General features: G+C 42.9%; 8 protein-coding genes. 3 read left to right on the top strand and 5 right to left on the bottom strand.

Features of this window, described 5'->3' with window-relative positions; all coding sequences use genetic code 11:
* Positions 1 to 236: 236 nt before the first annotated feature.
* The 3 genes from V7L31_RS13950 to V7L31_RS13940 all read right to left on the bottom strand — a co-directional run bounded on the left by V7L31_RS13950 (position 237) and on the right by V7L31_RS13940 (position 6,205).
* On the bottom strand, positions 237 to 1,559 hold the full coding sequence (locus V7L31_RS13950) for a D-alanyl-D-alanine carboxypeptidase (RefSeq protein WP_334696774.1): 1,323 nt from the start codon (positions 1,557 to 1,559) through the stop codon (positions 237 to 239).
* A 358-nt stretch (positions 1,560 to 1,917) separates the two neighbouring features.
* A complete protein-coding gene (locus V7L31_RS13945; RefSeq protein WP_334696773.1) occupies positions 1,918 to 2,988 on the bottom strand; it encodes an LOG family protein in 1,071 nt (356 codons plus the stop codon).
* A gap of 466 nt (positions 2,989 to 3,454) precedes the next feature.
* Positions 3,455 to 6,205 carry an NACHT domain-containing protein gene (locus V7L31_RS13940; RefSeq protein WP_334696772.1) on the bottom strand — a complete coding sequence of 917 codons (2,751 nt, stop codon included), beginning with the start codon at positions 6,203 to 6,205 and terminating at the stop codon, positions 3,455 to 3,457.
* Between the two features lie 300 nt (positions 6,206 to 6,505).
* Between V7L31_RS13940 and V7L31_RS13935 the strand changes: the two genes are divergently transcribed.
* Positions 6,506 to 6,634 carry a hypothetical protein gene (locus V7L31_RS13935; RefSeq protein WP_334696771.1) on the top strand — a complete coding sequence of 43 codons (129 nt, stop codon included), beginning with the start codon at positions 6,506 to 6,508 and terminating at the stop codon, positions 6,632 to 6,634.
* A gap of 155 nt (positions 6,635 to 6,789) precedes the next feature.
* Here the strand turns inward: V7L31_RS13935 and V7L31_RS13930 are convergent, their stop codons facing one another.
* Positions 6,790 to 8,556, bottom strand: a complete 1,767-nt coding sequence (locus tag V7L31_RS13930; protein WP_334696770.1) for a pentapeptide repeat-containing protein — start codon at positions 8,554 to 8,556, stop codon at positions 6,790 to 6,792.
* 776 nt (positions 8,557 to 9,332) lie between these two features.
* Between V7L31_RS13930 and V7L31_RS13925 the strand changes: the two genes are divergently transcribed.
* Together V7L31_RS13925 and V7L31_RS32620 are read left to right on the top strand one after the other, a co-directional pair.
* Positions 9,333 to 12,347: a zinc-dependent metalloprotease gene (locus V7L31_RS13925; protein WP_334696769.1), complete on the top strand. Its 3,015-nt coding sequence runs from the start codon at positions 9,333 to 9,335 to the stop codon at positions 12,345 to 12,347.
* A 58-nt stretch (positions 12,348 to 12,405) separates the two neighbouring features.
* Positions 12,406 to 12,486 (top strand): hypothetical protein, encoded by an 81-nt coding sequence (locus V7L31_RS32620; protein ID WP_442944421.1) that lies wholly within the window; start codon positions 12,406 to 12,408, stop codon positions 12,484 to 12,486.
* Between the two features lie 48 nt (positions 12,487 to 12,534).
* Here V7L31_RS32620 and V7L31_RS13920 read toward each other — a convergent pair whose 3' ends face one another.
* Positions 12,535 to 13,269 (bottom strand): DUF1995 family protein, encoded by a 735-nt coding sequence (locus V7L31_RS13920; protein WP_334696768.1) that lies wholly within the window; start codon positions 13,267 to 13,269, stop codon positions 12,535 to 12,537.
* Positions 13,270 to 13,280 lie beyond the last annotated feature (11 nt).

Here is a 13,280-nt window from a genome sequence, read left to right as displayed (position 1 = left end):
TGCTTAGTTGTGACAAATCTATTTACAGTTATTTTTAGTTCAGGTCTCGCTTGCTCTTTCCAAAACTGGGGTTAGGGCATTTTGCGAGTTACCTGTAATCAACTTAATAGAAAATTTCACCCAAAAGCTATTATGGACATTTACCCTTTACAAGTTCGGTTTTTACCCATCAATAAAACTTTTGGATTGCTATGAGACGGATTCAATGTCTGTCCTAACTGTGGACTATGGATGAATTAACTTTTGTATAAGATTTCATTCCGATTAGCTGCACCTAGCTGGGGTAAAGTGTTGATGACTGAGTGGGGAGTCAGGGCAATAGGAACAGTGGGAGGTTGTTGTAATTGCTTGACAACACTTTGTAAGAGTTGGTCTTGTCCAGTACGGAAACCCCAAACATTTGTCCCACGGTTGATAATCGCAAACCAAACCAAACCGCGATCGCGTGTGGGCATCACTCCTGCTAAAGCGCTTACATCTCGGAGAGTGCCAGTTTTGATCACAGTTGCAAGGGGAATGTGTCTGGTATGTACTGTCCCCCGGTGATCGAATCCAGACATGGGGAACAAGTCAGCTAGGTTTAGCTGATGGGCAGATGCTTCAGCTTGAATAGCCATAAACATAGCACAAACAGCCCTGGGAGAAATGCGATTTTCGGGGCCCAGTCCAGAACCATTGATTAACTGAATTTCCGCCTGTGGCACTCTAGCCAGGTTAGCAGCAGTTGATTGCACTACAGCCGCCCCTCCTACTGACTCTGCCAGCATCTCTGCCATATCGTTATTACTGTAAACATTCATTTCCTTGAGGAGTTGCTTTAATGGCAAGGAGCGATGACGCAGTAACAAAGTTTGTTGAGGGTTTGGCTGTGCCTCAACTTTCACCCCACCTGCAATGATAACTTGAGGCTTGGGCGTTCCCTTGGGCATGATTGAGTATGTATAGAGAGCGGGACGACCCCAAGTTGCATGATTTAGGGTTTGCTTGAGCATTAAACCCGCCAGCATCGGCTGACGTTGGAAATTCATGGCAAAACTGCCACTAACGATCAAATTTCCCTTTACCTGCTTAATGCCCATTTTATTGAGAGTATTACCAAGAGCGATCGCTTCTTCCCAAACAAACAAAGGATCGCCACGGCCAACAACGACCAAATCGCCCTGCACAACTCCATTTACCACAGGCCCAGTGATGCTTACCAAAGTATCAAATTGGTAATCTGGCCCCCAGGTTTTCAAAGCAACTAGTGAAGTGGCAATTTTGGTTAAAGAAGCAGCCGGTAGAGGTGTAGTACCTTGGTGATTCGCCATCAACATCGGCCCCGACTGCATCCAAATGCCCTGACTCTCAGCCAGATTTTGCGCCACCACCTTTGAGGTTATGAGCTTTTTCAGATATTCTTGCACCGTAGTCGCACCAGCTGGATTTGGATCGGGGGCAAGAACTAAACCGGGGCTACTTTGCCAAGTTAGTGCATCTAAGGCATCTAGAGGCTTGATTTGTACCCCAGCCATTTCCAGCCAAAGCGACACCAAACCTGAACCCAATAATTCCAGCATCTTTTATTCCTCTGTCAGGATTTGAAACGTTGTTTACTGTGCTAATATACAAGTTTTTTTAAGACAATCAGTATTGAGTCATAATAACTGGTGTTTTTCCCATCTGTAAGTAGGGTGAATAATATTATTTTTGTGGCTCTTTGGAAAATGCCAAAATGTCCATTTCTCATGAACATATCCGCATGAGATTTGTGATAAAAAACTTATACAGCAGACTTTTTTTATGTGAAAATACTACGCCGTAAGCCTGATTCAGAAACAGGCAATGTCTACGACGGTCTACGACTAAGCAATTCTATAACCTTGAAGCTAGGAAAGGGAAAGTAATTCAAATTCTCCCCCTTGCATTCTTGAATACCTACTTTCTTTCTGGATGCGCTGCATCTTCTGGTGAAGAAGTGCCCATCTGGTTAATTATGGCAATCATTTGATACAAGCGCCCTAAGTCGCGTTGATTGAAGTGCAAAATCAGGCGGGGTAGTCCAACAGTTTCATCTTGGGCTTCTTGAGGTAATGCCTGACTTTTTTCAATCCGTCCTTGAACAATAATGTCGCTAAAATCAGCATTGAGTCGCTCTACCAGCGCGTCTGAGATATCTGTCTTCAAGCGGATGACTAACTTAGCGCCGACATATCTAGAGGAGTGATAAACCTGGTAAAAACGGGTGATAGCGTCCCAAGCCACATCCAGTTTGTCTGTCACCGTGTAAAGGCTGGGGTCTTCAGGACTGACAAGGCGGTTTTTTACTAATTGCTTATCAATATATTCGCTCCAAGAGCGCCAGTAATCACCACCAGGGCGATCGATTAAAACTAGAGGTACTGGGCCAAATTTACCATTCTGGGTTAATGTCATACATTCAAAAGCTTCATCTTGAGTGCCAAAGCCTCCCGGAAACAAGGCGACAGCATCACTTTCTTTGAGGAGAAACAGCTTGCGGGTAAAGAAATATTTGAAGTTAATTAGCTTGGGATCGCCTTCTATAAAAGGGTTTGCTTCCTGTTCAAAGGGTAGTTGAATGTTTAATCCAAAGGAATTTTCTCGCCCAGCCCCTTCATGACCCGCCTGCATGATTCCAGCACCGCCGCCGGTCATCACCATAAATCCCAATTGCGAAATAGCACGAGCAAACTCAAGAGCCATTTGGTACTCTGGTGTATCTGGCGCGAGACGAGCAGAACCGAAAATGGTGACTTTGCGAACGTGTCGGTAATCGTAAAAAAGCTGGAAACCGCGCTCCATATCTGCTAGTGCAGCCGACAAGATTTTCCAATCAAGACGCTCAATTTCGGTATCAGCTAAACGAATAATAGTAGCAAGTGCTTGCTGAATAAATTGCCGATTTTTTAATGTCGGTAAACGAGCGATTAATTCAGCGATATCCGCCTGTAAAGACTCTAATGTGTCAAACGACGCAGATGAGGTCATGAGAACTGCTGCAACAATGGCACTATATTCTACGTGAACTACTCACACTCTAGCAAGCGGGATATAGCCCTCTAATGTAGAGTTAGCAAACTCAGAACTGGCTTTGAGGTAGCATTGCTCATTAGGGAACTCCAAGAAATAAATTATCCAATATTGTGGGGTGGGCATCCTGCCCGCCCTATGGACTGGGCGGGCGAGACGCCCACCCCACAAGAGTTAATTGGATATTTTTTTATTTGGAAGTCCCTTACTCAAGATTATGTTCACCGTGAGTTCGACGAACCTCTCCCTGTCTTGAACTAAAGTTCAAGTCTGTCCCTCTCCGACTCGGAGAGGGACGGTTTTGCGTAGTAAAACCAGGGAGAGGTCTTTTCTATCATTGAGCTAATTAGGCGGACACTATATGAGCCGTCGAATTCACGTTCAATACAGTTATATAACGATTCTCCCCTGCTCCCACCTGTTCTTAACTCAACCCCAACTGTTGCTTTAAGGCTTCTGGCACATTCCTTGCTGTATCCAGCCCTTTCACATTTTCCCAATTTGTATTTTCATCCCAGCGGATATCTCCTGAATCTTTATCGCTGAGGTCTGCGCCGTTGAGGTCTGCGCCGTTGAGGTCTGCGCCGTTGAGGTCTGCGCCGTTGAGGTTTGCGGCGCTAAGGTTTGCGTGGCTGAGGTTTGCGTGGCTGAGGTTTGCGCCCCTGAGGTTTGCGCCCCTGAGGTTTGCGCCCCTGAGATATGCGCCCCTGAGATATGCGCCCCTGAGGAATTGCCCGACTACACTATTGAAAGTTTCAGACTGAATGCAATTACTGTAATTGATGATGAAATACAGTTGCCCTGTCCAAGAATTTTCTCTTGGTTGACTAGATGGATAGAAGATAATTTGTTTTTTGAGATCATCTCGCCCTTTAGCATAACCGTGCAACTCCAAAAGCAAAATCATCACATTCAACCCAGCAGAAATATCTACCTGACGCTGACCTAGCCCTTGAATTCCATACTTTTGCAACTGTCGCAGCTTTTTCTGAGGCAAAGTCTCTTCAGCAGAGTCAATAAATTTACCCTTACACCAGTTACCGTAAAATTTTTCTAAGCGCTTAAATAACTGCTCCCAAGGAAAATCTTGATTTTCAGTCAGCAACCCCATCAAATATTCCACAATTTCTGATGTGAGTCTACCAAAACCCAGCAAATCATAAATTTGCCAATTCATTTGAGCTTCAGGAATAATTAATTGTCTTCCGTCTTCTGCTTCGTAATATTGTGTCCAAGCTTTCAGGCGGGTTTTCAGGCGTTCTGCAAAGAGAAATTCGCCAAAACTCTTATGAAAAAACTCAACCCCACCCTCTTGTTTATCAGCAGGACGAATGTAAAAAGCAGCTAAAGCTGTTTTGAGTGCTTCATTACCCAATTTTTCTTTAGCTTTTTCAATTAAAGCTTTTGCTGTTTCGTCATCTTGTAAACGTGCTTCTAACATTGACATCGAAGCAAATTCACCTCCCGACTGCACAACACAAACAGCCGCTTCTGTAAGAATACGTTTTAAATCTTCGGGCTTCTGTTGGGTTAACTCAATATTTAAATTAGTCCCATCTGCTTCTGAACGCTGTTTTGTCAGTACCCAGTTTAAAGCTTCTTGGTAAATTACAATTTTGGCTGTGCGTTGGCTTGCTTGCTCTAATTTATCAATTGCCAATTTACCATCTCGATACATTGCCGCTAACAAATAAAGTAAGAGCGGCTCTTGGGCTAATTTTTTTACCTCAGATGGACATTTATCACCTTGTAAAAACTGCTTAAAGGCTGCGGTTTTCCCTTTATTAGCTGGTAATTCTTCCCACTTATCCAACCATTTTTGTTGGAGTTGTCCATCCATTTCGACAATTTCAACCCGCTCTAAATTGCGAGGCAAGTGAGGGATACCTTGTAAAGACATCGACCTACCAGTGATTATCACCCGATGTCCCATTTCTCGGTAACTTTTACATTCCTGCTGAAATCCAGAGACTTGTTTGATAAATGCTTCTAGATTGAGGTTCGTTCTAGCCTCAATATGCAGTTCATCAAACCCATCAAGGATAAACAAGAAACGGGTGTTTTTATTTGTCAACCAGTTTTTATCGCTTTGAATAAAACTAATTTTCAGTTCTGCTTCCAAAGTGTTTTCTAAACGCGATTCAAAGGAGTCTAAATCCCGTAACCGAATCAAGATTGGTGTCCAGATAGGATGCAAATGCTGTCGTACCCAATCAGAAAACATCCGACAGAAGACACTTTTGCCTCTTCCTGGGCCTCCTTGAACAAATATCACTTGTTCTAGCTTATTTGGATTTAGCAGATTTTCCTTAGCCCATGTTTCTAAATCTAAGGAGTCTAATTTTTTATTTATCTCACCATTTTTATCTACAGGTTTGGCTTTTAAAGGTACGTAAATATCTTTAAATGAGAAACTTTCGTCAAAAACTAAGTCTAAAGGTTTGCTAGCAATATAAGTTTTTAGATATTCATCAATGCTAGAGATTTTCTGCTGTTCTTTCTGCCAGTCTCCAAAGGAAGGTTGAATTAGATTTTTGATAGCATCGCCTGATTCTATCCAGGCTTTAATTATGTAGCGGTGAGTATTCCAAGCTACTCTCTGTGTCAAAATCTTAGCATTAGCGTTGGGGATGTTTGCTACTTCTAATCGTGCCAATAATACTTGATTAAATACTTTCGCTAATTCTGATTCGTGGAAACAGGCTACAGCATTGCTGGCACTTTCATAATCTAATTCAATATCATTGAGTTTTTGTAGTTGTTTCGTTAGTGTTTTATTAATCTTGGGATCAGCATCCCAGTTAATAGATGGATATAAGGATAAAATTTCTTTGATACTTTCTAAATAAGCAGCTTGAGTAACTATAAATACACAGTCTTCTAGAGAAGGATCTTGTTTAGTTATGTCGCGGGAATACTTTAGCAAGGCTATTCCAAGCGGCACGAATGGCAAACCCGCACCCACTACCTGCGCTAAGGGTGAACACAACACATCTAGTAGTGAAGATGAATTTTGTAACAGAGGTTTCAAGAGTTCTACCTTGTCACTTTGTTCTTGAAAGGTTTTTGCGGCTTCTAAAACTGCTTTGCCAGTCTCAACTGTGGTAGTTAAAGTCTCTCCTACTGAGAAGGATTGCCGAAATTTCTGCCAGGTTTGCGATAAACGCTTGTTCATTCGCTGGGACTCGTGTAATTACTGGTTATTTAGAGTCTAGTGTAAAATTTGGGGTTTGTGCGTGTGGTAAGAATGACCAACCGTAGAGGCGCAGAGGACACGGAGGAAGAGAAAAGGCGATCGCATCGTGCTAATAATTAGACATTAGCTATTTCTGAGTTCATCATTCAAGCTGAGATATCCATAGATGGTGTTCAGAACTCGGAAAGTCGTGTTCAGAACTCGGAAGATGGTGTTCGGAACTCGGAAAGTCGTGTTCAGAACTCGGCAGTTGCGCCTCTGAACTCGGAAGTTGCACCTTTGAACTCGGAAGTTGCACCTTTGAACCCAGAAGTTGCACCTTTGAACTCGGAAGTTGCACCTTTGAACCCAGAAGTTGCACCTTTGAACTCGGAAGTTGCACTTTTGAACTCGGAAGTTGGTCTTTAAAGCTTGGGTTTTACCTTTCCCCTCGTGGCATTGCATAATTGTGGGATGATTTGGCAACTTCCTTTCATCAGAAAAATGGGTATTTACTCATTACTTATTACTTATTACTCATTACTCCTTCTTAAGAGTGCTTTCACGGCGGTGAGGATATCAACTCAATTCAGTCCCAGTTCTTCCTTCAACGCCTCTGGCACATTCACTGCTGTCTCTAATCCCCGTACACCTTCCCACTGCTGCTTTTTACCCCAGATCATTTCTTCTAAATTCGCGTCGCTGAGGTCTGCACCACCCAGAATGGCATAGCTGAGATTGCTATGGCTGAGATCCGCACCGTTGAGAATAGCACCACTAAGGTTACTGCCACTGAGGTTAGCACTGTTAAGGTTGGCATAGCTGAGGTCTGTACCGAACAGGATGGCGTCGGTGAGGTCGGCACCACTGAGGTCGGCGTCGTTAAGAATCACGCCGCTGAGGTCGGCTTCGTTGAGAATTACCCGACTCAGGTCTACACCACTAAGGTCAGCGCCTAAGAACATTGCCCCGTTAAGTCTGGCATTGTTAAGTTTAGCACCGTTAAGTTTGGCGTAGCTCAGGTCTGCGGCAACAAGGATGGCATCACTCAAGTTAGTACTGAAAAGAATTGTGTCGCTGAGGTTACTACCGTTGAGGATGGCATGACTCAAATCAGCACCACTGAGGTCGGCGCGGCATAGGTCGGCATGGCTGAGGTTGACGCTGCTAAGGTTAGCTTCACTCAGATTCGCACCAAAAAGGATGGCGTTACTTAAGTCAGCATGGCTGAGGTTGCTGCTGCTAATGTCGGCGCGGCTGAGGTCGGCGCGGCTGAGGTCGGCGCGGCTAAGGTTGGTACTGCTGAGGTCGGCGCGGTTGAGGTCGGCGCGGCTAAGGTTGGCACAGCTAAGGTTAGCACCGCTGAGGTTGGTGCTGCTGAGGTCGGCACCGCTAAGATTAGCACCGCTAAGATTGGCACCGCTGAGGTTGGCATCACCAAGGTTAGCACCGCTGAGGTTGGCACCGCTGAGGTTGACGCCAGTTAAGTTAGCATCGCCGAGATAAGCAAGGCTTAGGTCAGCACCGCTAAAGTCTGCCCCGGTGAGGTTAGCATCACCCAGGTATGCACTCCGAAAGTTGCCGCCTTTAAGGAATTGCCCAACTATACTGGAAAAGTTACCAATTTCCAGGGCATCGCTATAGTTGATAATCCGCAGCAGTTGGGATGTGAAAAAATTGTCTGTGTCTGGTTGATCTGATGGATAGAAGGTGATTTTTTGTTTGAGTTCATCTCGCCCTTGGGCGTAGCGGTGTAACTCTAACAGTAAAATCAGTACGTTTAGCCCTGTATATATGTCTACCTGTCTCAACCCGATCGCAATATTTTGTGCCGCCAACTTTAACTTTGTTTTCTGAGGTAGGTTATCATCTGGTGTCCCATCGATAAATTCTCCCTGACTCCAACGACGATAAAAATCTTCTAACCGCCAGAAAAGTAGTTCTGGGCTAATTTTTTTACCAGTCACAATCAATTCCATTAGTTGGCTGACTATTTCTGGTTTCAAGGCAGCATTGCCCAATAAATCATAAATCTCTTCATGCATCTGGCGATCGCACACTCTAAAACAAACCCCAGATGGTAAAGTGCCCAATGCGCGATCGCCGATCTTAGAAGTCAAACTGCTATCTAGTATTGTCCATTCTTCTAAGCTTTCTTGCAGTCTTGGAGAGTATAAATATTCCTGTAAATTATCTTGAGTAAACTTAATGCTTTTGTCTACTTTAATACTTTTTCCTAGAGGTAAAACTGCTTCGGTTTCTGGCGATGTGGTCTTTGGCATTTCTTGCAACCTTGTACCCCTCACATAATTTCTCAGCAATTGCCAGACTTGAGATAAATATGTTGACATTTCTGTGCCCGTTGTTACATTTAAGTTACTGTTTTGATAATCCTGAATTAAAAATTTTTATATGCTAGTTTGCTTTTCATTGCTACAAATTAATAGTATAAATAAATACTATAGTAAAAAAATCATGAGTTGGCGATGTCTACACCAGATGACTTTTTGTGAGTTTGGCAACGGCCTTTCTGGATGACAGCTTCTTGCTTACCTGTAGTCGCTTTCAGATGCTTCTCCTGATGTCAATAAAGTGTTAGCTTCAAAATCCTTTCAAAAATCAAGTAATTTCCATGTTTTGGTTAATTTGTTATACTTTCTTCCCAAGAAATTTACTAGTCCGATGTAAAAATAATACTTACTGTTTCTTGGAGACGCAATTGTTAGGGAAAATCCTACACTAAAACAGCACAACAAAGCTGAAAATGGCAACTAAAATTTCAGTCAAACGATTTTGGATTTCGCCTGACCACCAGGATACAGGGATTGATGATTTTGGATCGACGATAGCTTTGCATTAGCGAGTCAGATGTTACCCACAGATGCTAATCCTTCTTTGGGAGATGCTGCACGAATACTATCGAGGGTCACAAAAGCCTTTTTGGTTGACCCTGAATACAAGGGTTGAAGCAGTACCAAAAAACTTTTTGAATCTAAAATCAAAAATTGGCACGATCGCAAGTTTGCTGCTTAATATAAAGCAGCTAAGAGAATCAGCAGAGTTCAGGCTGCATAGCTTTGCAAAAGTTAAAAATTAACTGCGGGATAGTTATTGGGGAATGAATGCAATGAACAAATTAACTTTTTATATGATTTTGTTACATAGTTTGTTTTTAGGAGTAACAACGGCTAGTGCTAAGTCACCCTCTGTTAACAGAGTGGATACAGAGTTATCAGCTAACCATAAGTTTGTAGAAAGTGTGGTTAAAACCAAAAATGAAGAAAAATCTCATAGTCAGTTAACAACAGAAACTTCTTCAACTAAAATTTCAGCTTCATCACTAAATAATATCAATATTCCTCAGAAACAGAAGCTATCATCAGGGCAAGTTTGGGTAGTTAATCAAAATAAATATGTACAGCCTGAACCATTTAGTTGGGTGGTAAAAGATCCCAAAAAAGCAGCACAGCAGCCATTTTTGCAAGTTGCAAAACCCCCAGAAAAACCGAATGCAAAGCCTAATTCTACTGCTAAACCAGCAGCAAAGGATGAATTAGAGCCATTCAACGAAGTAACTAAAGATACGCAAAAGTCAGGGGGATTGTTCACTCTTTATCGCAATAAAGAAAAGAATAAGATTTATCTAGAAATTAAGCCAGAGCAACTTAATAAAAATTACCTAGCTACAGCAACCCTAGAATCGGGTATTGGCGAACGGGGTATTTATAGCGGTATGCCTCTGCAAGATTTTTTGTTTTATTTCCAACGAGTGGATAATAAACTACATTTTGCGATCCGCAATGTGAATTTTCGCACGCGTGAGGGAGATCCCCAGGTGCGATCGCTGATGCGATCTTTTAGTGACTCTGTTCTCTATACCGTTTCCATTAAAAGCATTCATCCAGAACGCAAAACTATTCTCATTGACTTGGGAGATTTGTTACTCACAGACTTAGCTGGATTATCTGCAAGTTTAGGAGTCCCAGGCAGCACAGACCAATCCTATTTTGGTAATGCGAAAGCCTTTCCCCAAAACTTAGAAGTTGAATCAGTTTTGAATTTCTCTGGTAGCGTTGACCGCGACAGTGAAGTAGCGAACTTTGCATCCCTAGCTGACAACCGTGGTTTTACCCTACGCGTCCACTATAGTCTCTCCCAATTACCCGATCAAGATTATCGACCGCGCCTTGCTGACGATCGCATCGGCTATTTCATCACCGCCTACCAAGATTTATCCAAAGACGATCGCGGCGATTCTTTTGTCCGCTATATAAATCGCTGGCATTTAGAAAAAGAAGACCCGAAAGCAGTCATTTCTCGCCCCAAAAAACCAATTGTTTTCTGGATTGATAATGCTGTGCCCTTAGAGTACCGCGATGCGATGAAAGAAGGCGTTCTCATGTGGAACAAAGCCTTTCTCAAAGCTGGATTTAAGGATGCAATTGAAGTCCGCCAAATGCCCGATGATGCTACTTGGGACCCGGCAGATATTCGTTACAACACAATTCGCTGGATTAACACAGTAGATGGTTATTTTGCAATGGGGCCATCCCGTGTTAATCCATTGACAGGAGAAATTTTAGATGCAGACATTCTCGTAGATGCTAGCTTTATACGGGCACTCAAAAATGAGTATCGTAAAATCGTCCAACCCAGTCAAACAGAAAATCGCACTACCCTATCAGCTTTGATGCAAAATCGTCTACTTTGCACCAATGGTTTAGATGCGAAAAACAATGGTGCTACTCAGAAAATGCCAGCACAACAGGGGTTGTTGAATCGTTTATCGAAAATGGCAGGCGAGTACGATTTATGCTACGGCATGGAAGCTGCTAACCAGTTTGCCTTTGGTTCGCTGGCAATGTCATTGCTGCCAGAGACTATAGCCACTCCCGACCAAGTGAAAGAATATATCAATCAATATTTACGTTTAATCATCGCTCACGAAGTTGGACATACTCTTGGTTTACGTCATAATTTCCGTGGTAGTACACTGCTACCACCCCAGGAGATGAATAATACGGAAATTACTAAAACTAAAGGTCTGACAAGTTCCGTAATGGACTATATTCCCCCAAATATTGCCCCTCAAGGTACAAAACAGGGAGATTATTTTCCCAGCGTAGTGGGGCCTTATGATGAATGGGCGATTAAGTACGGCTACACCACAATTCAGACATCAACTCCCATAGCAGAAAAGCCTATTTTGGAGGAAATCGCTGCACAATCTTATAAGCCAGAGTTGAGTTATTCCACAGATGAAGATGTCTATGACCTTGACCCGACTGCTGATGCTTGGGATAACAGTAGCAACGTACTGCTTTATTCTCAGTGGCAGTTGAATAATGCGCGGGTGATGTGGGAACGTCTTGATAAACGTTTCCCGATGGCTGGTGATAGTTACAGCGATGTGAGCGAACGTTTTAGCACCGTATTGGGTAACTATTTTCAGCAAATATATTACACCACAAAATACATTGGGGGACAGTCTTTCTATCGCATTCACCCTAGTGAGATACCCTCTGGAGTTACCCAACACCGATTACCATTTGAAGCAGTACCAGTAGAAGAACAGCGCCAAGCTTTAGATACACTACAAAAGTATGTGTTTGCCGAAGATGCCCTGAACTTTTCACCAGAACTGCTGAATAAATTAGCGCCTTCCCGTTGGCGACATTGGGGTACTTCTGTGCAAGTTGGCCGTTTAGATTTTCCAATTCATGACTTAGTGCTATTTATGCAAGGTTCTGTGTTGCGAGATTTACTTTCAGGCGATCGCCTTTCTCGTCTCAAGGATATCGAACTCAAAGCTCCCGAAGGAAAAGCACTGACTCTACCAGAACTATTTGACACTTTGCAGTCAGGTATTTGGACGGAAGTCATTAAACCAAAAGGTAAACCGATGAAAATTACCAGTTTACGGCGAGGCTTGCAGCGCAAATACCTTGACATTTTAACTGGTATGGTATTACGAAAAGAATATGTTCCAGAAGATGCTCGGACTTTAGCTTGGTATAAACTCAAACAGCTTGATGAGAAACTTAAGGGAGTTAATTCCGAGGATGAGTATACCAAAGCGCACTTACTAGAAACGCGCGATCGCATTGAGAAAGTCTTAAATGCACCGTTGCAAGGGAATTAATTACAGAATATGCTCAACTTGCTTCATCTAATAATGAAATTGAAGCTCATATCAAACAATTTTTGATATAAAACAAGACCATTACCAACTGATATATATTGGTTGGCAAAATAGACGTAATTTTGTAGCTTTCACATAAAAAAAGGTAGCAGATAATAAAATCTACCTCTGCTACCTCTGCTTTTTCTTAACTACTCAACGCTTTTAAAAACCTTTGCAAACTCTTAAAAATACTGGGCTTTCTCGCAGGTGTCGCGTCTGTTGTTGTTTGCGGTTGTCCTTTTAAAAGAATCAGATCCAAATCATCACCCGATGGTTTTGTGGGTAATTCAGCAATTATTTGATATTCGCCGCCAGTTTCTAGCCAAACTTCCCACTGTCCTGGGTAGGAGCGATATAAAGCACTTTGATCGTCTATGGGGCGTAGATAATAACAGGATTCAATGGTATTGGTGAAACGCTCACGAGTTTTTCTGGCTGCATAACCAATGCCCACAACCCCAGAATCTTCCAAACGGGGATTTAACAATACTAAAGGGCGATCGCCTATTACTTCACACAACTTTTCCAACTGCGGCACTTCTACGGCAGTGGGGGCAATGAATAAGAAAATTTCATCCTCTGGCTGAATTTTTGTCTGCAAAGAAGCAGCCCTACCCGTACCAATATCCAAAATTTTAAATGGTGCATCTGCCCAATCACGACGGGCTAAGGCTGCTGCGCCAGCGTCAGCAAAGAAAATCTTCAAGCGGGAATCATAATCTGTAAACACGGGCAAAAACTGTTCCGCCACCGGCATATACTTCAGTTCTGGGAACAAAAACTCAACTTGCAGACGAGTACAGCCATCTGCAAGGGCAGTTTGGACGGCTACACGAGATTGGGCGATCGCATCTTCAAGACTATTTGGAAGTTCACTCATAATCTGCATGG

It is taken from the genome of Nostoc sp. (assembly GCF_036916655.1).
GTDB lineage: Bacteria > Cyanobacteriota > Cyanobacteriia > Cyanobacteriales > Nostocaceae > Nostoc.
The sequence above is the reverse complement of the archived record's forward strand: the minus strand, read 5'-3'. Positions and strand labels throughout refer to the sequence as shown.

What these genes read in the sequence shown, in the direction of transcription:
- V7L31_RS13950 (WP_334696774.1), bottom strand. Translation starts at nt 1,559, where the DNA reads ATGCTGGAATTATTGGGTTCAGGTTTGGTGTCGCTTTGGCTGGAAATG.
- V7L31_RS13940 (WP_334696772.1), bottom strand. Translation starts at nt 6,205, where the DNA reads ATGAACAAGCGTTTATCGCAAACCTGGCAGAAATTTCGGCAATCCTTC.
- V7L31_RS13920 (WP_334696768.1), bottom strand. Translation starts at nt 13,269, where the DNA reads ATGAGTGAACTTCCAAATAGTCTTGAAGATGCGATCGCCCAATCTCGT.
- V7L31_RS13925 (WP_334696769.1), top strand. Translation starts at nt 9,333, where the DNA reads ATGAACAAATTAACTTTTTATATGATTTTGTTACATAGTTTGTTTTTA.
- V7L31_RS13930 (WP_334696770.1), bottom strand. Translation starts at nt 8,556, where the DNA reads ATGTCAACATATTTATCTCAAGTCTGGCAATTGCTGAGAAATTATGTG.
- V7L31_RS13945 (WP_334696773.1), bottom strand. Translation starts at nt 2,988, where the DNA reads ATGACCTCATCTGCGTCGTTTGACACATTAGAGTCTTTACAGGCGGAT.